The organism is Geodermatophilus sp. SYSU D01186 (genome assembly GCF_054050215.1).
This window is the reverse complement of the sequence record NZ_JBJGYW010000037.1, coordinates 1-21,919: the sequence shown is the minus strand read 5'-3', so window position 1 is coordinate 21,919 and position 21,919 is coordinate 1. Positions and strand designations below refer to the sequence as shown.

Annotated in this window: 20 protein-coding genes; 5 read left to right on the top strand and 15 right to left on the bottom strand. The window is 75.7% G+C overall.

From position 1 onward, the window contains the following. The first annotated feature begins 84 nt into the window (after window positions 1-84). Window positions 85-765, top strand: a complete 681-nt coding sequence (locus ACI784_RS21520; RefSeq protein ID WP_456923262.1) for a DUF6766 family protein — start codon at window positions 85-87, stop codon at window positions 763-765. Window positions 766-844: 79 nt separating this feature from the next. On the opposite strand, the gene ACI784_RS21515 is transcribed toward ACI784_RS21520, so the two are convergent. From ACI784_RS21515 to ACI784_RS21505, 3 genes are all read right to left on the bottom strand, one after another. Further along, window positions 845-1,942, bottom strand: coding sequence for a spore photoproduct lyase family protein (locus ACI784_RS21515; RefSeq protein ID WP_457014838.1), 1,098 nt, complete (start codon window positions 1,940-1,942; stop codon window positions 845-847). Window positions 1,943-2,003: 61 nt separating this feature from the next. Next, a complete protein-coding gene (locus tag ACI784_RS21510; RefSeq protein ID WP_457014837.1) occupies window positions 2,004-3,035 on the bottom strand; it encodes a M23 family metallopeptidase in 1,032 nt (343 codons plus the stop codon). After that, window positions 3,032-3,577, bottom strand: coding sequence for a hypothetical protein (locus ACI784_RS21505; RefSeq protein WP_457014835.1), 546 nt, complete (start codon window positions 3,575-3,577; stop codon window positions 3,032-3,034). The genes ACI784_RS21510 and ACI784_RS21505 overlap by 4 nt, the downstream gene beginning before the upstream one ends. Before the next feature lie 203 nt (window positions 3,578-3,780). On the opposite strand from ACI784_RS21505, the gene ACI784_RS21500 reads away from it, so the two are divergent. The 4 genes from ACI784_RS21500 to ACI784_RS21485 are packed head-to-tail and all read left to right on the top strand — an operon-like array spanning window position 3,781 to window position 9,149. Then, window positions 3,781-4,053: a hypothetical protein gene (locus ACI784_RS21500; protein WP_456923266.1), complete on the top strand. Its 273-nt coding sequence runs from the start codon at window positions 3,781-3,783 to the stop codon at window positions 4,051-4,053. A 58-nt stretch (window positions 4,054-4,111) separates the two neighbouring features. Next, window positions 4,112-6,085, top strand: a complete 1,974-nt coding sequence (locus tag ACI784_RS21495) for a hypothetical protein (RefSeq protein WP_457014833.1) — start codon at window positions 4,112-4,114, stop codon at window positions 6,083-6,085. Continuing rightward, complete coding sequence (locus ACI784_RS21490) at window positions 6,082-7,614, top strand: SCO6880 family protein (RefSeq protein ID WP_456923268.1); 1,533 nt, start codon at window positions 6,082-6,084, stop codon at window positions 7,612-7,614. Before ACI784_RS21495 ends, ACI784_RS21490 begins: the two co-directional genes overlap by 4 nt. Further along, window positions 7,611-9,149, top strand: a complete 1,539-nt coding sequence (locus ACI784_RS21485) for a hypothetical protein (RefSeq protein ID WP_457014832.1) — start codon at window positions 7,611-7,613, stop codon at window positions 9,147-9,149. Before ACI784_RS21490 ends, ACI784_RS21485 begins: the two co-directional genes overlap by 4 nt. 103 nt (window positions 9,150-9,252) lie before the next feature. On the opposite strand, the gene lepB is transcribed toward ACI784_RS21485, so the two are convergent. The 12 genes from lepB to glgA form a co-directional block, all read right to left on the bottom strand. After that, the gene (gene lepB / locus ACI784_RS21480; RefSeq protein ID WP_457014831.1) at window positions 9,253-9,894 is read right to left on the bottom strand and encodes a signal peptidase I; all 642 of its coding nucleotides are present in this window, start codon (window positions 9,892-9,894) and stop codon (window positions 9,253-9,255) included. A 110-nt stretch (window positions 9,895-10,004) separates the two neighbouring features. Next, a complete protein-coding gene (locus tag ACI784_RS21475) occupies window positions 10,005-10,661 on the bottom strand; it encodes a hypothetical protein (RefSeq protein WP_457014830.1) in 657 nt (218 codons plus the stop codon). Beyond that, on the bottom strand, window positions 10,658-12,610 hold the full coding sequence (locus tag ACI784_RS21470; protein ID WP_457014829.1) for a multicopper oxidase family protein: 1,953 nt from the start codon (window positions 12,608-12,610) through the stop codon (window positions 10,658-10,660). Before ACI784_RS21470 ends, ACI784_RS21475 begins: the two co-directional genes overlap by 4 nt. A 140-nt stretch (window positions 12,611-12,750) precedes the next feature. Next, window positions 12,751-14,019, bottom strand: a complete 1,269-nt coding sequence (locus ACI784_RS21465; RefSeq protein ID WP_457014828.1) for a sensor histidine kinase — start codon at window positions 14,017-14,019, stop codon at window positions 12,751-12,753. A 58-nt stretch (window positions 14,020-14,077) separates the two neighbouring features. Continuing rightward, entirely contained in the window at window positions 14,078-14,764 is a 687-nt protein-coding gene (locus ACI784_RS21460) for a response regulator transcription factor (protein WP_457014827.1), read from the bottom strand. A 187-nt stretch (window positions 14,765-14,951) separates the two neighbouring features. Continuing rightward, a complete protein-coding gene (locus tag ACI784_RS21455) occupies window positions 14,952-15,377 on the bottom strand; it encodes a response regulator (protein ID WP_456923275.1) in 426 nt (141 codons plus the stop codon). Between the two features lie 189 nt (window positions 15,378-15,566). Beyond that, window positions 15,567-16,310, bottom strand: a complete 744-nt coding sequence (locus ACI784_RS21450) for an ANTAR domain-containing protein (RefSeq protein WP_456923276.1) — start codon at window positions 16,308-16,310, stop codon at window positions 15,567-15,569. Window positions 16,311-16,317: 7 nt separating this feature from the next. Beyond that, a complete protein-coding gene (locus ACI784_RS21445) occupies window positions 16,318-17,433 on the bottom strand; it encodes a hypothetical protein (protein WP_457014826.1) in 1,116 nt (371 codons plus the stop codon). 79 nt (window positions 17,434-17,512) lie between these two features. After that, complete coding sequence (locus ACI784_RS21440; protein WP_456923278.1) at window positions 17,513-18,322, bottom strand: ABC transporter ATP-binding protein; 810 nt, start codon at window positions 18,320-18,322, stop codon at window positions 17,513-17,515. Next, complete coding sequence (locus ACI784_RS21435) at window positions 18,319-19,407, bottom strand: FecCD family ABC transporter permease (protein ID WP_456923279.1); 1,089 nt, start codon at window positions 19,405-19,407, stop codon at window positions 18,319-18,321. The genes ACI784_RS21440 and ACI784_RS21435 overlap by 4 nt, the downstream gene beginning before the upstream one ends. 9 nt (window positions 19,408-19,416) lie before the next feature. After that, window positions 19,417-20,358: an ABC transporter substrate-binding protein gene (locus ACI784_RS21430; protein WP_457014825.1), complete on the bottom strand. Its 942-nt coding sequence runs from the start codon at window positions 20,356-20,358 to the stop codon at window positions 19,417-19,419. 219 nt (window positions 20,359-20,577) lie between these two features. Further along, entirely contained in the window at window positions 20,578-21,762 is a 1,185-nt protein-coding gene (gene glgA, locus ACI784_RS21425) for a glycogen synthase (RefSeq protein WP_456923281.1), read from the bottom strand. Window positions 21,763-21,919: the final 157 nt, after the last annotated feature.

Below are 21,919 nucleotides of genomic sequence, written 5' to 3'. Positions count from 1 at the left end.
GAGTGTCCGGGCGGTCTTCACCGTCTACCTGGTCGTGCTGCTGGCCGGCATCGTCTACGTCACGGCGCTGGGGTTGATGGGGCGATGAGCCGGTACGGGCCGCTGCGTGCCAACGCGCTCAGCCTCGTCTTCGGCGCCCTCTTCCTGGTCACCCTGGTCGGCCAGGCGATCTCGGGGACCGCCGACTTCAACGCCCAGCAGGTCACCGACGGGCTGCCCACCGTCTCCTTCCTGGACTACGTCACCTCGTCGTCCTTCGGGGTCGACGTCATGGAGAACTGGCAGTCGGAGTACCTGCAGTTCTTCCTCTACGTGTTCGCCACCGTGTGGCTCATCCAGCGCGGGTCGACCGAGTCCAAGGAGCCGGGGCAGGAGGGGCCCGAGTCCGACGAGGAGCAGAAGGTGGGCCGGCACGCCGACGAGGAGTCGCCGGCCTGGGCGCGCGCCGGCGGCTGGCGGACGACGGTGTTCTCCCGTTCGCTGGGCCTGCTCATGGGGGCGCTGTTCCTGCTGACCTGGGCAGCCTCCTCGATCGCCGGCTGGTCGGCCTACAACTCCGAGCAGCTGGCGGACAAGGAGGACCCGGTCGGCTGGGTCGGCTACCTCGGGGAGGCCGACTTCTGGAACCGGTCGTTCCAGAACTGGCAGTCGGAGATGCTGGCCGTCGGCTCGATGGCGATCTTCTCGGTCTACCTGCGCCAGCGGGGGTCGCCGGAGTCCAAGCCGGTGGGCACCGCCCACGCGGACACCGGTCAGACCGGCTGAGCGAGGTTGCCGGCGTCTGTGCGGCCTCGTGCAGGGGCCCGGCGCGAGCCTGCGAGCGCTGGGCGCACGGGGTCCGCTGTCAGAAGGCGTACCGCACCCGCAGCCAGGGCGCCGCGGCGGCGATCAGCCCCCGGAGGCGCTCCAGGCCGGCGCGCTTGACGTCGTTGCGGTAGCGCACGTTCCACTGGCCGTTCTGGCTGCGCTTGGGCTGCTGCAGGTCCGGCCGCCAGAGGAGCTCCTCGGCCTTCGGGTGCCACCCGAGGTTGACCTCGTGCAGCTCGCGGTTGTGGGTCAGCATGATCACCTCGGCGGCGGCCTGCGCCTTGGCCGCCGGCGAGAGCTCGCCGTCCAGCCGCTGCAGCAGCTCGGTCCAGTCGGCCTCCCACCCCTCGCGCAGGACGACTGGGGAGAGGTTGAGGTGCACCTCGTAGCCGGCCTCGACGAAGTCGTCGACCGCGGCGATGCGCTCGGCCACCCGGCTGGTGCGCACGTCGAGCACCTTGGCGTCCGGCTCGGGCATCAGCGAGAACCGGATGCGGGTGCGTCCCCGCGGGTCCAGGTCGAGCAGCTGCCGGTTGACGTACTTGGTGGCGAACGAGGCCTTCGCCGTCGGCAGGTCGCAGAACGTGGCGACCAGGTCGGCGACGTTGTCGCTGACCAGCGCGTCGACCGAGCAGTCGCTGTTCTCGCCGATGTCGTAGACCCAGCTGACCGGGTCGCACTCGTCGGGCTCCGGCTTCACGCCCTGCCGGGCCACGTGCCGGCGCAGGTACCCGGTGATCTGCTCGATGTTGGTGAAGACGGTGATCGGGTTGGCGTAGCCCTTGCGCCGGGGGACGTAGCAGTACGCGCACGCCATCGCGCAGCCGTTCGCGGTCGAGGGGGCGATCCAGTTGGCCGAGCGGCCGTTCGGGCGGGCTGACAGCGACTTCTTGACGCCCATCACCAGCGTCTCGGACTTCACCCGCACCCAGCGCTCGACGTTGCCGGCGTTGCCGTGCAGCTCGGGGATCTGCCAGTGCGAGGCCACCTCGACGACCTCGGCGTCCGGGAAGCGGGCGAGCACCTCGCGGCCACGCGGGGAGGCGAGGGCGGCGGGCTCGGCGTGGATCTCGCGCACCGGCAGCAGCCGGGCGAGGTCGGGGTGGACGGCGGTCGGGGTCGGCTCGGCTCCCACACCGTGTCCAGCAGTCCCGGGCGACCCGCTGTTCCGGGCGCCGGTGCGCTGCGGCCCACAGTCAGGCGAGGGGGAGTCCCCGCTCGGCGAGGAAGGCCACCGGGTCGGTCGGGACGCCGTCCACCAGCACCTCGAAGTGCAGGTGGCAGCCCGTCGAGTCGCCCTTCGTGCCGACCCGCGCGACCTGCTGGCCCGCGGCCACGGGCTGGCCGACCACCACGAGCAGGTCGTCGTCCTCCATGTGGGCGTACCGGGTGACCACCCCGTTGCCGTGGTCGACGACGACCAGGTTGCCGTACCCGTCGGAGACCCCCGCGCGGACGACGACGCCGGCCGCCGCCGCGACGATCGGGGCGTCGCAACCCGGGGCGAGGTCCAGCCCCGCGTGCAGCCGGACGCCACCGCCGGTCGGGCTCTCGCGCTGGCCGAAGCCGCTGGTGAGGGGTCCGCTGGTGGGCGAGGTCCAGTCGCCGCTGACGGCGCGCAGCAGTGGGCCGGTGCTGGTGCAGGGCACCGAGCCGGTGCCCGGGGCCACGCCGGTCACGGTGGTCTCGGAGAGCGCGGTGGCCACCTCCAGGGCGTCGTCCCACCATCGGGCGTAGTGGTACGGGTCGGCGTTGCGCTGGGTCCGGTGGGCGGCGAGCGTCGGCGGGAGGGCCTCCCAGCCGTCGACCTCGAGCAGGGCCCGGTAGAAGTTGGTGGCCGAGGTGGTGGGGTCCATCCGGTCCTCGTAGCTGCCCCAGGCGCCGTTGGCACGCTGCTGGAACAGCCCGCGGCTGTCCGGCCCGACGGCGTCGCCGTGGTCGACGACGGTCAGCGAGGACTCGCCCATGGCCGTCATCACCCCGATGACCTGGCCGCGGGCGCTGACGCCGAGCGCCTCGCCCGCCTCCATGATCAGCGCCGCGTTGACCAGCTGGGTGTCCGCCCAGCCGGCGACCGACCCGTCCGGGATGCCGGTGACGCTCACCGGCGCCCCACCGGGGGCGCAGGCGCCGGCCTGGCGGTCGGCCTCCGTCACCAGCGCCGCGGTCAGCAGGCCGCCGGCGACGAGCACCGGGGCGAGCACGGCCGCGACGGCGGTCCGCCTCACGGCGTCGTCCCCGGTGCGGGCAGGGCGTCGGCCCCGGGCGGGGTCACGGCCCCGGGTGACGCGCCGGCCGACTCGACCGGGGTGATCCGCTCGACCAGCCACGGGGCGCCGTCACCCTCGCGGACGAGGAGGACGGCGTACTCGCCGGCGTCGGTCGGGACGAGCACGGTGGACAGGTACGCGCTCACCGCCGGGGTGGGCTGCGGGGGGCCGGTGACGGCCGACGCCGGCACTGCCGCGGGGTCGGTGCCCTCGTAGGCGGTCGCCGCGGCGGGGCTGAGCAGGGGCTGCAGCTCGGCCCACCACTGCGCGGGGTCGAGCGTCGGCCGGGCGAAGGCGGTGACCGCGGCGCTCGCGGCGTCGAGGGCGGCGGACCGGGAGGCGTCGTCGTCGGTGGGGGCGGGGGGTGCGGGGGGCAGCATCGCGTCGGCGTCGCCGGCCACGACGGTGGGTTCGGTGGTGGCCTGCGGCTGCGGCTCGTCCGCTGCCGGGGCGTCGCTGCAGCCGGCGAGCGCGAGCGCGGCGGCCAGCACGGTGGCCACAGCGAGACCTCGTCGCGAGCTGCGCATGCCCGTGACCCTCCCGTCAACCCCGGCGGGACCCCCGCCACACCGGTGCACCGAGGAGTACAGCCGGACGGGGGACAGCTGCGGCACCCCCAATGTCGGGCATTGCCGCTCCTCCACGGTCGATCCACCGTGGAGGACGACGACCGATGCCCTCTCGATCCTGAGGACGGACCCCGATGAGCCTGCTCTCCTCGCCCGTCGCGCTCGCCGTGGTGGACCCCGGCCAGGGCGTGGCCCCGCCCGGCTCCGAGGGCATCGTGACGATCGTCCAGTGGGTCGCGTGGACGGTGCTCGCCGTCTGCGTCGTCGGGGTGCTGCTGGTCGGGGCGCGCATGGCGCTGGCCCACCGGCGCGGTGAGGGTGCCGAGCACGCCGTGAGCCTGGCCTACGTCCTGGGCGGCGCGGTCCTCGCGGGGTCGGCGTCCGGGCTCGTCGCGGCGCTGGTCTGAACACGAGCGGACACGGGGGAACAGCTGTGAGGGACGACCGCACCGCGGGGGTGCCGAGGTGACCAGCCCGGTCCCGCCCGCGGAGACCACGGACCCGGGCGCCACGGCGCCGGCCGCGCCCACGCCGGCCGCCGCGACCGCTGACCCGACGACCCCGGCGCCGACCACGCCGCCGGTCCAGACGACGACGCCGCCGGCCCAGACGACCCCGCCGGCGGAGACGCCGCCGCCGGCGGAGACGCCGCCGCCGGCGGAGACGCCGCCGCCGGCCGACCCGACGCCCCCGGCGCCCACCACCCCGGCACCGACGACGCCCGCGCCGAGCACCCCGGCCGAGCCGACCACCCCGGCGCCCAGCACGCCCGCGCCGACGACCCCGGCCGAGCCCACGCCGACGACCCCGGCGCCGACCACCCCGGCCGAACCGGCGCCCACGACGCCGGCGCCGACCGCCCCGGCCGAGCCCACGCCGACGACCCCGGCGCCGACCACCCCGGCCGAACCGGCACCGACCACGCCGGCGCCCACCACTCCGGCCGAGCCCACGCCGACGACCCCGGCCCCCACCACGCCGGGGGACCCGATCGCGCCGGCGGGCGAGGTGCTGATCCCCGCCACGCCGACACCGGAGCAGGTCGCGGTCGAGGTGGACCGGCTCCCGGCCGCCGTGGTGGACGACGGCGTGGTGCCGCTGGCCCCGACGGCCGACCAGGTGGCGGTGGAGACCGACCGCATCCCGGCCCTCGTCGTGGACGCGGCGCCGGGCGGCGAGGAGTTCGACCGGCTGGCGAGCCTCGGAGCCGGGCACTCGATCAGCGGGTCGGCGGACGTCGTCGACCTGGACACGGCCTCGGCCGGCTTCGGTGACGTGTTCCTCGACCCGGCCATCCCGGCCGCAGGCGTGGGTGTGTTCGACGAGAGTGGAGGCGGCGACATCGTGGGCGACCTGGCGAAGGAGATCGTCGAGGCGGCCGGTGACGCGCTGGCCGCCGTCGCGCGCCTGTGGGCGGACCCGCCGTCGCCGGGGCTCGGCACCGTCGGTGCCGACGGCGCCGCGGTGCCGTCGGAGGCCACCGACCTGCTGACCGGGTCGCTGGCCTGGTACTCCGGCGCGGTGGCGGTGGTCGCGGTGCTGGTGGCCGCGGCACGCATGGTGTGGCAGCGGCGGACCCAGCCGCTGGCTGAGCTGCTCCGCGGCCTGGGCACCCTGGTGCTGGTGGCCGGCGCGAGCCTCACCGGCGTCACCCTGCTGGTGACCGCGGCCGACGCGTTCTCCGTCTGGGTGCTGCAGCAGGCCACCGGCGACGTCGAGGCGGGCCTGACCGACCTGCTCGCGCTGCAACAGACCGACGGCATGTCCGCCGTGCTCGTCGTCCTGCTCGGCACGGCCGCGCTGCTCGGCGCCGTCGTCCAGATCGTGCTGCTGGTGGCCCGCGGGGTCGTCCTCGTCGTCCTCGCCGGGGTGCTCCCGCTGTCGGCCTCGGCGACCAACACCGACACCGGGCGGATGGTCTTCGTCCGCACGCTCACCTGGACGCTGGCCTTCGCCCTCTACCAGCCGGCCGCGGCGCTGATCTACGCCACCGGCCTGATGCTCGCCCCCGCCCCCGAGGACGCCCCGCTGATCGCGGCGCTGACCGGCACCACCTTCCTGGCCCTGGCCATCGCCGCCCTCCCGGCGCTGCTGCGGGTGCTCCAGCCGGCGGTGCGCACGGTGACCGCCGGCGGCAACCGGGTGCGGGCGGCGGCCGGCGGCCTGCCGTCCGGCGCCCGGGCCGTGGCGCCGGGGAGCGCCGCCGGCGCGACCGCCGCCTCGGCCCTGCGGGTGCCCTCCGCGCGGGGCGCCAGCCACCGGACGGCGGCCGCGACGATCGACTCCGGCGGCGCCCGCGTCGGCGCCCACCGGCTCGGCTCCAGCCGACCCGCCCGCGACGCCGTCACGGCCGCGCCGGCACCCCACGCCGTCCGCGCCGCCGCCGAGACGCGGTCGCTGCCCACCGCCACCACCGATGCTGAGGACCCGCGCCCGTGACCGCCGCGCCCGCCCCCACCGCCCCGCCCCGCACCTACGGCAACTGGCGCCGGCCGACCACCCCGGGCCTCGGTGGCCTCGGTCTCCTCGGCACCGGGCTCCTGCTGGCCGGCCTGCTCGGGGTCATCACCACCCAGCTGTTCGCCGGCCTGCTGTGGGCGCTGGCCGCCGGCGGCGTCCTCGGCGGGCTGCTCGCCCTGCTGGTGGTCCGCGACCGGCACCACCGGTCGGGGATCCAGCGGCTGTCCACCCGGATCGCCTGGACGCGCGCCCGGCGCAGCGGCACCCACCTCTACCGCTCCGGACCCCTGGGCCGCACCCCGGAGACCGGCCACCAGCTGCCGGGGCTGGCCGCGGCGTCCCGGCTCTCCGAGTGGCAGGACGCCCACGGCCGGCCCTTCGCCCTGGTCACGGTCCCGGCGACGCGGCACGCGACCGTCGTGCTCGTCACCGAGCCCGACGGCGCCTCCCTCGTCGACGAGGAGCAGGTGGACACCTGGGTGGCCCACTGGGGCGCCTGGCTGGCCGCCCTCGGCAACGAGCCGGGCCTGGTCGCGGCGGCGGTGACCGTCGAGACCGCACCGGACTCCGGCACCCGGCTGCGCCGCGAGGTGGGCGGCTCCCTGGACCCGCGCGCCCCGGAGGTGGCCCTCGCGATGCTGCGGGAGGTCGTGGAGACCTACCCGGCCGGCTCGGCGACCGTCACCGCCTACGTCTCCCTCACCTTCACCACGACCGGGCGCTCCGGTGCCCGCCGCCGGGAGACCGCCGACGTCGCCCGCGACATCGGCACCCGGCTGCCCGGGCTCACCGCGGGCCTCACCGCCACCGGCGCGGGCGTGGTCCGCCCGGCCACCGCCCAGGAGCTGTGCGAGGCGGTCCGGATCGCCTACGACCCCTCCGCGGCGCGGCTCCTCGACGAGGCGCACGCCACCGGGGGCGCACCCGAGCTGCGCTGGTCCGACGTCGGCCCGGCCGCCGCCCAGGCGGGCTGGGGCTGGTACCGGCACGACGGCGCGGTGTCGGTGACCTGGGAGATGACCGAGGCGCCCCGCGGCGAGGTGTTCTCCTCGGTGCTCGCCGACCTCGTCGCGCCCCACCCGGACGTCGACCGCAAGCGGGTCACCCTGCTGTACCGGCCGCTGGACGCCGGCCGCGCCGCCCGCCTCGTCGAGCAGGACCGGCGCACCGCCGACTTCCGCGCGTCCTCCTCGTCCCGGCCCTCGGCCCGCGTGCTGGCCGACCAGCGCGCCGCCACCCTCACCGCGGAGGAGGAGGCCCGGGGCGCGGGGCTGGTCGACTTCGCGATGCTCGTGACGGCGACCGTGGCCGACGCCGACCTGCTCGACGACCCGCGGGCCGCCCTCGACGCCGCCCGCGCCGCGATCGACAACCTCTCGGCGAGCGCCCGCACCCAGCTGCGCCCGGTGTACGGGTCCCAGGACTCGGCCTTCGCCGCCGCGCTGCCGCTGGGCATCGTCCCCTCGGCGCACCTGACCGTCCCCCGCGAGTTCCGGGAGGCACTGTGACCCGCAAGCGGGCCGGCCGGCCCTCGCCCGGACCGGGGCCGCGCGGCTGGCCGGGCCGCGGCGGCGGCGCGGCGACCTACGTGCAGGCCCCCGACGAGTGGCGCGCCACCACGGTGCAGGCGTGCGGGCTGTGGCCCTTCGCCGCCGGCGCCGGGACGCCGATGACCGGGGTGCCGCTGGGCCGCAACCTGCTCACCGGCGCCACGCTGTGCTGCGACCCGATCAGCTGGTTCCAGCGGGCCCGGCTGATCAGCAACCCCTCGGCGTTCGTCCTCGGCAAGCCCGGCCTCGGCAAGTCGACGGTCGTCCGCCGGATGGCCCTCGGGCTGGCCGGCTACGGCGTCCTGCCGATGGTGCTGGGCGACCTCAAGCCCGACTACGTGGACCTCGTGGAGGCCATCGGCGGCCAGGTCATCCGGCTCGGCCGGGGCCGCGGGCACCTCAACGTGCTCGACCCCGGGGAGGCCGTGGCCGCCGCCGCCCGGCTCACCGGCGACGCCCGCAGCCAGGTGCTCGCCGACGCGCACGGACGCCGGCACGCGATCGTCGCCGCCCTCGTCACCGTGATGCGCGGCGCCCCGCCCACCGACCGCGAGGAGACGGTGCTCGACCGGGCGCTGCGCGTCCTCGACGACACCCACGACAGCGCGCGGCTGGGCGCCCCGACCCTCCACCACCTGCTCGCGGTGCTGCGCGCCGCCCCCGAGGACGTCCGGGCCGCGGCCCTGGACCGCGGGGACCGCAGCCGCTACGACGACGTCACCGAGGACCTCGAGGCCACCCTGGTCGGCCTCACCGGCGGCGGGCGGCTGGGCCGCATCTTCGCCGAGCCGACGACGACGCCGATGCGCCGCGACCGCCCGGTGGTCTTCGACGTGTCGAGCATCGACGACGCCCAGACCGACCTGCAGGCCGCCGTCCTGCTCGCCTGCTGGTCGGCCGGGTTCGGCGCGATCAGCGTGGCGCACGCCCTGGCCGACGCCGGCCTGGAGCCCCGCCGGCACCACTTCGTCGTGCTGGACGAGCTGTGGCGGGCGCTGCGGGCCGGTCGCGGCATGGTCGACCGGGTCGACGCCCTCACCCGGCTCAACCGGCAGCGTGGCGTCGGCATGGCGATGGTCAGCCACACCATGAGCGACCTGCTGGCCCTCCCCACCGAGGAGGACCGGATGAAGGCCCGCGGCTTCGTCGAGCGCTCCGGCATGGTCATCTGCGGCGGCCTGCCCATGGCCGAGATGCCGATGCTCACCTCCGCCGTCCCGCTGACCGCCGCCGAGCAGGAGCTCCTGGCCGGCTGGCAGGACCCGCCCGCTTGGAACCCCGGCACCGGCGTCGAGGCCGAGCCGCCCGGCCGCGGCAACTTCCTGGTCAAGGTGGGCGGCCGGCCCGGCATCCCGGTGCACGTGGCGCTGACCGAGGTCGAGCGGGAGCTCAACGACACCAACAAGCTGTGGCACGAGCTGTCCCGCTCGGCCGGCGACGACCTCGGCTTCCCCGCCGGCTCGCCGACGACCGAGGGTCCCGTCCGCGGCTGAGCGCGCACCACCCCACCCACGAGACCGGCGTTCTCGTGGCCATCAACGGCTGATGGCCACGAGAACGCCGGTCTCGCGCGTGCGACGGAGGAGGTGCGGGGCGTCAGCAGCCGGCGGACGGCGAGGGCAGCGCGCCCGGGTGCGGCCACGCGCGGCCCACGACGGAGCCGACCAGGTCGTCGGTGGGCACCGGCCCGAAGGCACGGGAGTCGATCGACCCGTCGCGGTGGTCGCTGAGCAGGAACAGCGAGTCCTCGGGCACGGTGATCGGCCCGAAGTACACGCCGTCGATGAGGGCCGGGTCGATCGCCGGCTCGCACACCGGCGTCCCGTTGACGACCAGGACGCCGTCCTCGATGCCGACCTCGTCCCCGCCGAGGGCGACGGCCCGCTTGACCAGCAGCCCGTCCCCGAGCGGGTGGTGCACGGCGACGACGTCCCCGCGCTCGACCGGGCCGTGCCCGTGACGGACCACCAGGAGGTCCCCCGAGGCGGTGGTGGGCGTCATGCTCGTGGAGTCCACGCGCATGAGCTGCAGCGGCAGCAGGCCGGCCAGTGACAGGACCAGCAGCATGGCCAGGCCGGTCGCTCCCCACGTCGCCAGGCCGCTGAGCCGGCGCCGCAGCACGCTGCCGCGGCTCCGGGTGCGGGGGTCACCGGGAGCCGCGGCGGCCGATCGGGGGCCGTCGTCCGCGTCGGGGACGGCACCGCCGTGGTCACCGGAGCGGGGGTCTCCAGTGACCACGGCGGCCGACCGGGCGGCGGTACCCGGGCGTGGCGCCCGGTGCCGCCCACCGCCGCGGTCACTGGTGCGGGGGTCACCAGTGACCGCGGCGGTCGTCTGAGGGGCGTTCCTCACCCGAGGACGCCGGTGAACCAGAGGACCCAGGCGAGGCCGCCGAGGGCCAGCAGCCCGTTCGTGGCCAGCCCCCGCCAGGTGCGCGGGAGGAGGGCCGTGAGCGCGCTGAGGGCCAGCAGTTCGACGGCGACCGTCGCGGTGCCCATCGCCTCGGGCCCGTGCCCCGTGGCCGAGTCCGTCGTGCCGTCCATGGCCACCGGCCCGTCGATGGCGGTGGGCATGCCGTCGGTGAAGTCGACGCCGGTGATCGGGTCGACCGCCAGGATCTCCCGCCCGGGGACGTCGTGCGCGTGGCCCCCGCTGGACGCGTGGGGGACCGCGAAGGCGTCGAGCAGGTTGGTCGTGTGGGCCACCACGTAGAGGACCAGCAGGCCCACCGTGCCCAGGAGGGCGAAGGCGGCCAGCTCCGGGCTGGTCCGCCGCCCCGACCAGGCGCTCAGCGCGATCCAGGCGGCCAGGCCGACCTGAGCCAGGGCGGTGAGCAGGAAGAACCCGACGGCCAGCTCACCGGACTGCAGGTGGTCCACCGCGGCGGCCACGTGCAGCCCGCCGGCGGCGGCCAGTCCGGCCGCCGCCACGAGCTGCCACCGCGAGACCCGGCCGGACGAGGTCGCCTCGCCGGTCACCGCCGGGGCGGCGTGGACGGCGGTCACCGCGTGCGCCGTGTGGGCGTGGTCGGCGCGGCCGACGTCGTGGGAGCCGGGGCCGTGGTGGTCGTCGGTGCCGTGGTGGTCGTCCCGCGCCGGGTCGGTGCGGTCGTCGTGGACGGCGCCGACGTCGTGGACGGCGCGGACGTCGTGGACGGCGCGGACGGCGACGTCGTCGGCGCCGGGGTCTCCGGCACCTCGTCGTCCGGCAGCTCGCTGCCCTCACCCGGCTCCTCGGGCTCGGCCGGCAGGGTCCGCGGCGTGAGCACCGGCGGCTCGCCACCCTTCGGAGGGCAGGTGTTGATCGAGTCGCAGTCGATGTCGTGGTGCCCCACCTGGTACTGGAGCATCATGTCGTGGTCCTCGTGCGAGAGGTTGTGGCAGTGGATCATGTACCGCCCCTCCTCGTGCTCGAACTTCATCAGCACGCGGATGACCTCGTTCTCGCCGACGTAGACGACGTCCTTGGGGCCGCGCTCCTCCGGGCGGGGCGGAAGCCCGTTGCGGTCGAGCACCTGGAAGTCGACCAGGTGCACGTGCAGGGGGTGGAACCAGCCGCCTGAGGAGTTCTCGATCTCCCAGATCTCCACCGAGTTGGGCGCCACCTGGGCGAAGACGTCCTCGTACTTGGAGCGGACGACGTCGTCCCAGGTCTTGTCGTTGATCACCCACAGGCCGTTGGTGCGCTCCAGCCGCATGCGCCGGGTGGCGACGGACTCGCCGGTGGTCAGCTTCATCGCCGTGTGCTTGAGGCCGGCGAAGGCGGCGAGGTTGAGCGGGCCGTTGCCGTCCTGGCTGCTGACGGTCTGGCCGACCTCGAACTGCATGACCTTGCCGGTGTGGTCGAAGTCCCGGGCGTTCTTGACGCCGCTGTTGAGCAGCTGGACCTTCGTGCCCTTCATGCTGGCGAAGTCGATGATGATCTCGTAGCGCTCGGCCATGCCGATGGTGAGCGTGGTGACCGTCTGCGGCTCGTGCATGAAGCCGCCGTCGGTCGCGATGACCGTGAACGGCCTGCCGTTGCTCAGCCGCAGCTTGTAGCCGCGGGCCAGGGAGCCGTTGAGCACGCGGAAGCGGTACTTGCGCGGCTCGACCTTCATGTTCGGCCACGGCACCCCGTTGACGAGGATGACGTCGCCGTAGAGGCCGGACTCCCCGTCGTCGTCGAACATCAGCTGGCCGTTGCTGGCGAACATGACGTCGCCGATGATCAGCGGGAACTCGTACTGGGGAGCGCCGGCGGCCAGGTCCCGCCGGTACCGCGGGATGCCCAGGGAGATCTCGAGGTCCTCGTCGACGATGTGGTACTGCGCGGCCAGGCCCATGTAGACGTTCTGGGCGGTGTGGTGCACGCCGTGGTCGTGGTACCAGGCCGTCCGCGGGGTGCAGTTGTTCGGGTACTCGTAGTTCTTCCACTCACCGGGCTGGGTCAGGTCGCCGGCGTACCCGTCGAACTGCGGCTTGGACGGCGAGCCGTGCAGGTGGGTGGAGGTCCACGGGACGTAGTTCATCGTCGGGTGCACGGCCGGCAGCCGGTTGATCTGCTGCATGACCACCCGGCGCGGCTTGCCGTTCTTCACGTAGGTGCGGATGGTCGGGCCGGGGACCTCGCCGTTGTAGCCCCACATCGTGGTCTTGACGCCCTTGATGAGCTCGACCGTCGTGGGCTTCTGCTCGATGCGGTAGTAGTCCGTGCCGCTGTACTCGCCACCCGGGATGGGGGCGCCGTTGTCGGGCCGGGTGCCGTAGTCGTTGCCCGGGACGTCGTCGGTCGCGACCGGCGTGGCGACCCGCGGGGCGCGGAAGGCGGCGGCGTACGGCTTCGGCAGCGCCGCCTCGTCGAGGTCGGAGGCACTGCTCGCCGACAGGACCGCCTGGAAGGGCAGTGCCATGACAGCGGTGCCGGCCAGGGACACCTTGAGGACGTCACGGCGGTTCAGGCTGGGCAGGTCCATCGGTTAGAGCTCCTCACTGCCGCGATCTCGGTTTGCGGTAGTGGAACTCTCTCGTTCTGGGCCCGTCCGTCACAGCCGTTGGAAGGGGAGCGGGGGTACCCGCAAATGGGGGGTTCGTGCAGGTCAGGGGGTCAATTGCGTCACTGATCGTGACTTGCCGGTACCACTGCGGTCAGGACGGCGCCCCCGCCGTCCCGCTCGCCGAGGACCACCGTGCCGCCCAGGTCGACGACGCGGTCGCGCAGCAGGGACAGGCCGAGGTGGCCCTCGTGCCGCCGGTCGGTGCCGCCGGCGGGGAAGCCGACCCCGTCGTCGGCGATCTCCAGCCGCACGGACGGCGACCCGGCGAGCTGGGTCTCCTCGAGCGTGATCCAGGCGTGCGTGGCACCCGCGTGGTGCGCCACGTTGGCCAGGGCCTCCTTCGCGGTGCGGTAGAGCGCCGCCGCCGCGTCGGACGTCAGGTCGGGCAGCGGGGCGGCGTCCATCAGGACCGTGACGCCCTCCGCGCGCAGCGGCTCGGCGGCATCGGAGATCGCCGCGCCCAGCCCGGAGCCGCTGAGGTCGGGCGGGTAGATGTCGACCATCAGCCGGCGCAGCGACTGGACGGCGTGCCGGACGGCGCCCACCAGCTTGTCGACCGTCGGCTGCCGGTCCTCGGGCAGGCTGCTGCGCAGCGCGGAGAGGGCGTAGCTGACGCCTGCGAGGTCCTGCACCGGCCCGTCGTGCACGTCAGCGGCGATCGCCCGGCGCTCGCGGTCCGAGGCCTCGACCGAGCGCTGCATGAGGGCGGCGCGCTCGGCCTGCTGGCGGCGCACCCGCCGGGCCAGGGAGACGGCGATGGGGATCTGCACCACCTGCAGGAGGACCAGTGCTCCGATCGCCATCGGGATGATCTCCCCGCGCAGCAGGGCGGCCTGCCGGTCGATGCCCTCGTAGGCGAAGTACGCCTCGAAGGCGAGGTGCTCACCGGGCACCTGCAGGGGGGTGTAGACCTCGAGCAGCGCACCCTCGCCGCCGGTCTCCGGGGACTCGTCGACGTCGGAGACGGTCTCGCCGTCGAGGGCCGCGCGCAGCTCGCCGGAGGGCTCGATGTCCCTGCCGATCAGCGTGGGGTCGCTGGCGTAGAGGATCTCGCCGTCGGCGCGCCAGACGACCATCTTGGTGACCGAACCGTCGCTCATCCGGTTCCGGACGTCGCGGTCCAGCTCCGACCACCGGCCGGGCACACCCGCGAGCGCGTCGGTCAGGACCGGCGCCACCAGCAGGCTGCCGAGCCGTTCGGCGCCACGCTCGGCCTCGGCCAGCGCGTTGGTGCGGGCGATGCGCTCACTCAGCCAGACGGTGCCCGCCGAGACGACCAGCAGGGCCAGCAGTGCCGTGGCGCAGAAGGCGGCCAGCTCACGCCGCACGCCCGTACCGCGGCGGCGCACCTGGCCGGACGTGCGAGGGGGAGCGGAGGGGGGAGCCTCAGTGCTCATTCATCGAGCCGAGGAGCCCCAACTGCTGCGCCTTGACGACTGCCTCCAGCTGGGAACGGACACCGAGCTTCGCGTGCAGCGACTTCACGTAGCCGCGGCAGGTCTCCAGCGTGATGCCGAGGACCCGGGCGATCGCCTTCACCTGCATGCCGCGCCCGAGGCAGTCGAGCACCTCCTGCTCGCGGCGGGTCAGCTGGGGCGGGGCCACGCGGTCGGGGGAGGCCGCGGGGGCGCACGTCGGACCGCCGGCGAAGGTGGAGGGCGCGACCAGCATCTGCCCGGCCTGCACCCGGGAGAGCACGTCGATCATCTCCGCCAGCGAGCCGTCCTTCGGGATGAACGCCGAGGCGCCGGCCTGGGCCGCGCGGACCACCCAGTCGGGGTCGCGGTGGGCGGTGACCACGGCGACGACGGCGCGCGGGGCGACCTCGCGGACGCGGCGGGTCGCGGCCAGACCGTCCTGGCGGGGCATCTCGATGTCCATGACCACGACGTCGGGCTGGAGGTCCTGGGCCATCGCCACGGCCTGGGCGGCGGAGTGCGCCGTCCCGACCGCCTGCATGCCGGCGGAGGCCAACGCCCCGGACAGCAGCTCGGCGAACGTGCGGTGGTCGTCGACGACCAGGACCCTGATCTGGTCGATGCCGGTCCGCCGGTCGAGCTGTGCGAGCGTCATGGTGTACCCCCGTTGTCGTGCCAGTCTCCCACCCGCTGTGCGGGGGAGGCCCGCACATAGCACCGGAGCCGGGGGGTTCTGGCCAGGGGTTGTGCCCAGGTCAGGACCTAAGTCCCCGGAGGTCCGCACACGCCATGAGCGGGTCGATACTCACCGTGCACGAGACTCTGCCGTTCAGTTGCTGCGCTCACAGCCCCTGGTCACTCTTTCGGGGGGCGGCCGACGCCGCAGCGTCGCTCCAGGCGGTCCCGCCGGCGGCCACGGCGCGGACGTGTGCGGGCAGCGCGCCGGGGTCGTCGTCCTTCAGCAGGTACCCCACGACGCCGATCTCCTGGGCCTCGGCCACCAGCGCAGGGGTGAGGGAGCCGGTGAGCACCACGACCCGCGTGTCGGGGTTCGCCGCCAGCAGCTCGCGGGCGGCCTCGAGCCCCGTCACCCGCGGCATGGCGAGGTCGAGCAGGACGACGTCGGGCTGGGTGCGCCGGGCGGCGTCGAGCACCTGCTCGCCGTCCTCGCACTGGGCGACGACGCTGACGTCACCGCTGGCCGACAGGAGCTCGGTCAGCGAGTCACGGACGAACGCGTGGTCGTCGGCCAGCAACACCTTGATCACGCGCCACCTCCCCATTCGTCCCTGCGCCGAGCGGGGACCGTACCCGTGTCCCGGTGCGGTCAGTCGCACGGGCACTGCATCCGTGTACGGACAGTGTCGCCCCGTCTCCGCTGAGCGGCGAGGGCCGAACGGCGGGGGTTGCCGACCCCCAATCGCGGGGGAGTGACCGGACCGGGCGGAGCCCGACACTCAGGACGGCGGGTCGACGGCCCCCGGGCGCAGGGTGGCCGGGTGGAGCCGGCCGGCCACCACGTCGGCGGCCAGGTCGTCGACCGACCGCCCCTCCGACCAGGCCGCGGCGCGGAGCAGGTCCAGCGCCACCGCGCTCCCGGTGTCCAGGTCCATGCCGAGGAGGCCGATCGCCTGCCACACCACCGCCCGGCGCCGGGCGGCCGGGCCGTGCAGCCAGGACGGCCCGCCCTCCTCCGACCACGGCGACCACACCGTCGCCTCCTCCAGCGCGGAGGTGACGAGGTCGCCCACGGCCACGGCCTCGAACACGTCGAGGCCGGTCACCGTCGTCTCGTCGACGAAGAACAGGTCCACGGCGCCCGGCCCGGCGAGGGTCTCGCCGAGGGGCAGGGCGACCACGGCGCGGAACGGCGTGCGCTCCGCGAGGAGCTCGGCGAAGGTCGGCCAGCGGCGGTGCAGGTCGGCGAAGGCGGCGAAGACCGGCTCCCGGTGCTCCTGCGCGGTGTGGCACGGGCCGCTGCCGGCGGTGAACTGCAGCCGCTCGGCGAGGGCCGCCTCCTCCGAGCTGGCCCCGAGCGGGAGCCGGCGGCCGGCGGCGTCCAGGACGCTCAGTCCGGCGCCGTCCACGCCCAGCATCCGGGCGCAGGCGCAGGCCAGCCGGACAGGGAGCAGCTCCGGCCCGGCGAGGTCGTCGTCGGAGACGCGGCCCAGCGCGGCGGAGAAGCGCTCGGCGATCGACACGGGCAGATCATGCGCCATCGACGGCGACGGCACCTGGCGAAACGGATCCGGCCGGTTCGGCTTCCTCGAGCGGCGACCCCGTACGGTAGGTGTACGCGGCCTCCCGCACGGCCTCGTCGGACTCCAGCCCCGCACCGAGCGCGCCACCGACGGTGGCCAGCGAGCAGGTCAGCCAGGCCAGCTCCAGGTAGTTCGAGAAGTGGACCGGGTGGCCCAGCCCCTCGGCGAACAGCGGGCCGACCACGAGCAGCAGCGCCCCCGCCAGGGCCAGCACGTAGAGCACGGCGTAGAGGGTGAGCACCCCGAGCACCACGGTCGCGGTGGTGGCGACGTTGAACAGCAGCACCTGCTTGCGCTCCCGCCGGTGCCGCGGCCGCTCCCACAGCTGCGCGCCGACGACCAGCGTGACGACGACGGCGACCACCGAGCCGACGGCGACCACCGTCAGCCGGGGCCAGCCGAAGGCGTCGGCCAGCCGCCAGATGTCGGCGGTGATGAGGGCGAAGACGCCGGCCGCGATCGCCGCGGTCAGGGCCCGCGACAGCTGCACCGCCAGCCGCCACGGCCGGTTGGCCCGCACCATGCCGAGCAGCAGCCGCAGGTTGCCCGACAGGACCCGCGCGGTGAAGGCCACCCCGGCGGTGGCGTCGGCCGGATCGGTGGCCAGCTCCCGCAGCCGTCGTCCCATCGCGGCGCGGTCGTCCTCGTCGCCGTCCCCCGTGCCCAGCAGGGTGCGCACCAGCCCGGCGGCGGCCTGCAGCGCGCGCCGCCGCCGGCCGACCGCCCCGAGCGCAGGCAGGGACAGCAGGGCGACGCCGTGCACCGGGCTGGCGTGCCCGACCACCGGGCGGCGGCCCACCTCCAGGGGGACGTCGGTGAGGGCGAGGGCGAGGTCCCAGTCCTCGGCGAGCAGCCGGCGGCGGGTGGCGGCGACGATCTCGTCGTCGTCGGCCGGGGGCTGCACCAGCCCGTCCTCGACGGCCCGCAGCTCCCAGCGGACCTCGGGGTGCGCCGCCGTCAGCTCGGTGGCGAGCTCGCCGGCCAGCCAGCCGGCCAGCTCGGCCGGTGCACCGGGGGCGGCGAGCAGGCCGACCTGCAGCACCGGCGCGGCAGCCTGCGACACGCGGTTCCTCCTCGAGGGTCGCGACCGCCCGGCCGGCCCGCCGCCCGGGGCCGGTTCCGCGCAGCGGTCCGGCCGACGATCATCCCCGGGCGCCGTCGGGCGCGCGCAGCGGCAGGACGGCGGGGCCGTGCGGGCCCGCGACCACCTCGGCGCGGGCCCCGTAGTGGCCGGCCAGCGCCTCGGTGGTCAGGACGTCGGCCGGCGGCCCCTCGGCCACCACCCGGCCGGCCGACAGCAGCGCCAGCCGGTCGGCGTACTGCCCGGCCAGGCTGAGGTCGTGCAGGGTGCTGAGCACGGTGAGGCCGTCCTGTCGGCGCAGCCGGTCGACGAGGTCGAGCACCTGCTGCGCGTGGCCGAGGTCCAGTGCCGCCGTGGGCTCGTCGAGCAGCAGCACCCGCGGCTGCTGGGCCAGGGCCCGGGCGAGGACGGCGCGCTGCTGCTCGCCCCCGGAGAGCGTGGACACCGGCCGGTCGGCCAGCCCCGAGAGGCCCAGGCGCGCCATCACCTCGGCCACCACCCGGCGGTCGCCCGGACGGGGCGCGGCCAGCAGCGACCGGTGCGGGGTGCGGCCCAGCGCCACGTAGTCGGCGGTGCTCACCCCCTCCGGGACGACGGGCCGCTGCGGCGCGTAGGCCAGTTGGCGGGCGCGCTCCCGCCGCGGCATGCCCGTGGTCGGGACGCCGTCGACGCGGACCAGGCCGGTGTGCGGGTGGAACCCGAGCACCGACCGCAGCAGGGTGGACTTGCCCGCCCCGTTGGGGCCGATGACCGCCGTCCACCCGCCGGGCGCCACGGCCAGCCGGACGTCCTCGAGCACCGGCGTGCGGCCGAACGCGGCGCTCAGCCCGACGACCTCCACGCGGGCCCCGCCGGGAACCGGGGTGCTCACCGCCGCCTCGCCCCCAGCCACAGCAGGGCGGCGAAGAAGGGGGCGCCGACGAAGGCGGTGACCACGCCGATCGGCAGCTCGGCCGGCGCGAGCACCACCCGGGCCACCAGGTCGGCGACCACGAGGAAGGCGCCCCCGGTCAGCAGCGCCGCGGGCAGCACGCGGGCGTTGGAGCCACCGACCAGCCGGCGGGCGATGTGCGGGACCACGAGCCCGACGAAACCGATCAGCCCGCTGACCGCGACCGCCGACGCGGTGGCCAGGGACGCCGCGACGATGACCAGCAGCCGCATCCGGCCCGGGTGCACACCCAGGGAGCGCGCCTCGTCGTCCCCGACGGCCAGCACGTCCAGGGCGCGCCCGCACAGCAGGAGCACCAGGCAGGCGAGGCCGAGGTAGGGGAGCACGAGGACGACGTCGGACCACTGGGCCCGCCCCAGCTGCCCGAGCAGCCAGCCGTACACCTCGCGCAGGTCGTCGGTGTTCTGCTGCTGGACCAGCGTCTGGGCCGCGGCGAGGAACGAGGCGACGGCGACGCCGGCCAGCAGCAGGGTCGGACCGTGCGAGCCGCCGGCCGCGGTGCCGAGGGCCAGGGCGGCGCCCACCCCGAGCAGGGCACCGGCGAACGCCGCGAGGGGGACGACGCCGACCGGTCCGAGCGAGGTGCCCGGCGCGTAGGCGATGACGAGGGTGGCGCCGAGCCCGGCCCCGGCGGCCGCCCCGAGCAGGTAGGGGTCGGCCAGCGGGTTGCGGAAGACCCCCTGGTAGGCCGCGCCCGCGACGGCCAGCCCGGCGCCGACGAGGGCGGCGAGCACCACGCGCGGCAGCCGCAGCTGCAGCAGCACCGCCGCCCCCGTCCCCTCCAGGCCGCCGCCCACGTCGACGCCCAGGGGCGCCAGCGCCCGGTCGGCGAGGGTGGCGACGACCGCGCCGGGCGGCAGCGGCAGCGCGCCGACCCAGACCCCGGCCAGCATCGACAGCACCAGCGCCAGCCCGGCCGCCCACGGCACCAGCGCCGCCCGGCGCCGGGTGCGTGCCGGCCGGGCTGCGGCGGGGCTGCGGGTGCCGCCCGCGGTGGCCGTCATGGGCTCCGCTCAGCCCTGCAGGACGCCGGCCAGCGACTCGGCGAAGTCGGCCACCCGCGGTCCCCACCGGGAGGCGACGTCGTCCCCGGCCTCGAGCACGCGGCCCTCCTGCACGGCGGGCACGGTGTCGAAGGCGGGCCGCTCGGCGAGGGCGGCGGCGGTCTGCCCGCAGCAGACGGTGTCGGCGAGCACCACGAGGCCCGGCGCCTGGCCGACGACGTACTCCGCCGACAGCTGCGGGTAGCCGCCCGCGGTGTCGGCTGCCCCGTCGGCGATGTTCTCCAGACCGAACGCGCGGTAGACGCTGCCGATGAAGGTCTCGCTGGTCGCGGAGTAGAAGCTCGGGTCGAGCTCGTGGTAGACGCGCATGCCCTCCACGCCGGCCGGGACGGAGTCGACGGCGGCGGCGATCCGGTCCTGGACGTCGGCCACGACGTCGGCGGCCTCGTCGGGGTGGCCGGTGGCCGCGCCGAGGGTCTGCACCTGCTCGTAGCTCTCCTCGAGGGTGGCGGGGGCGCCGAGCAGGAGGGTCGGCACCGCCAGCGCGTCGAGCGCGTCGACGATGCCGTTGAGGTCGTCGCTGAGGACGACGAGGTCGGGGGAGTACGCGGCGATCGCCTCGGCGCTGGGCGTGAAGGACGACAGGTCGGTGGTCGGCGCCTCGGCCGGGAAGTCCGACGTGCTGTCCACCGCCTCCACCTGCTCGCCGGCGCCGATCGCGAAGAGCATCTCGGTGGCCGAGGCCGACATCGAGACGATGTTCTCCGGGCGCTGGTCGAGGGTGAGCTCGCCGGCGTCCCCGGTCACGGTCACGGGGAAGTCCCCGGCGGCGGTGGGGGAGGCGGCGGCGTCCCCCGCGGCGGGGTCGTCGCCGGCGCACGCCGACAGTGCGAGGAGGAGGGGGAGCAGGAGCGCGGCCGGGGGGCGCCGGCGCGGAGCGGTACGGGGCAACGGAGGTCTCTCTGCGATGCGGCGCGCGCCGCCCACGAGCGCCGGGCGCCCGGTGCGCGACCCTTGCCGCGCGGGTCGGTACACGACGCGCGGCAGGCGATCTGGCTCGGCCGGGAACGGCCATCACAGTTGCGGGACAGCGCCGGGGTCGCACCGGACTTCGCTGCACGTGCGCCGCCGGCACGGGCCGGCGCAGCGACGGTACCCCAGCGCCGCGGGTCAGCCCTGCCGCTGCGCCCGCCCGTCCAGGACGGCGGAGTAGACCTGCACGGTCTGCTGGGCGATCGCCGGCCAGCCGAACTCGGCCAGCACCCGCTCCCGGCCGGCCGCTCCCATGCGCGCGGCCCGGTCCGGGTCGGCGAGCAGCTCGGCGATCCGCGCCGCCAGGCCCGACTCGAAGGCTGCGGTGTCGTCCGGGTCGTAGGGCACCAGCAGCCCGGTGCGGCCGTCGGCGACGACCTCGGGGATCCCGCCCACGGCGCTGGCCACGACGGCGGTGCCGCAGGCGGCGGCCTCCAGGTTCACGATGCCCAGCGGCTCGTACACCGAGGGGACGACGAACACGGTGGCGCCGGTGATCAGGGGGACCAGCTGCTCGCGGGGCAGCATCGCCTCGATCCACACCACGCCGTCCCGCCGCGCCTGCAGCTCGGCGACGGCGTCGGCCACCTGCTGTCGCTCCGCGGGGGTGTCGGCGGCCCCGGCACAGAGCACCAGCCCCGCCTCGGGCGGCAGCTGCTCGGCGGCGGCCAGCAGGTGCATGACGCCCTTCTGCCGGGTGATCCGCCCGACGAACAGCGCGTACGGCCGGTCCGGGTCCACGCCGAGGGCGCGCACCGCGTCGGGGTCGTGCACCGGCCGGTAGGCCTCGGCGTCCACGCCGTTGCCGACCACGTGCACCCGGTCGGGGTCGAGCTCGGGGTAGACGGCGAGCACGTCGGCCTTCATCCCGCCGCTGACCGCGATGACGGCGTCCGCGGCGAGGTAGGCGGTGCGCTCCACCCAGGAGGACAGCCGGTAGCCGCCGCCGAGCTGGTCGGCCTTCCACGGCCGCCGCGGCTCGAGGGAGTGCGCGGTGACCACGTGCGGCACGCCGTGCACCAGCGAGGCGAACAGGCCCGCGGCGTTGGCGTACCAGGTGTGGCTGTGCACCAGGTCCACGTCGGCCAGCGCCCCGGCGATCTCCACGTCGACCCCCAGGGCCTGCAGCGCGCCGTTGGCGCCGGCCAGCCCGGCGGGGACGGCGTGCCCGGTCGCGTCGGCCCGCGGCTCGCCGAAGCAGTGGACGTCGAGCTGGGGGCCGGCCGGGAGCGTCCGCAGGGCCGCCGCGAGGTGCTCGACGTGCACCCCCGCGCCGCCGTAGACGTCCGGCGGCCACTCACGGGTCACCACACCGATGCGCACGCGCCTCACCCTAGAAGGACCCCCTGCTCCCCACCGCTCGCACGCTCGCGGCGGGGAGCTGCAGGGGGCCAGGAGCCGAGGGGTGACCCCGCTGTTCCCCGCCGCTCGCACGCTCGCGGCGGGGAGCTGCAGGGGGCCAGGAGCCGAGGGGTGACCC

Bases quoted from the DNA above. Each gene is read 5' to 3' on its own strand.
- ACI784_RS21460 (WP_457014827.1), bottom strand. From the start codon at position 14,764: ATGACGCTCGCACAGCTCGACCGGCGGACCGGCATCGACCAGATCAGG.
- ACI784_RS21500 (WP_456923266.1), top strand. From the start codon at position 3,781: ATGAGCCTGCTCTCCTCGCCCGTCGCGCTCGCCGTGGTGGACCCCGGC.
- ACI784_RS21470 (WP_457014829.1), bottom strand. From the start codon at position 12,610: ATGGACCTGCCCAGCCTGAACCGCCGTGACGTCCTCAAGGTGTCCCTG.
- ACI784_RS21435 (WP_456923279.1), bottom strand. From the start codon at position 19,407: ATGACGGCCACCGCGGGCGGCACCCGCAGCCCCGCCGCAGCCCGGCCG.
- ACI784_RS21520 (WP_456923262.1), top strand. From the start codon at position 85: ATGAGCCGGTACGGGCCGCTGCGTGCCAACGCGCTCAGCCTCGTCTTC.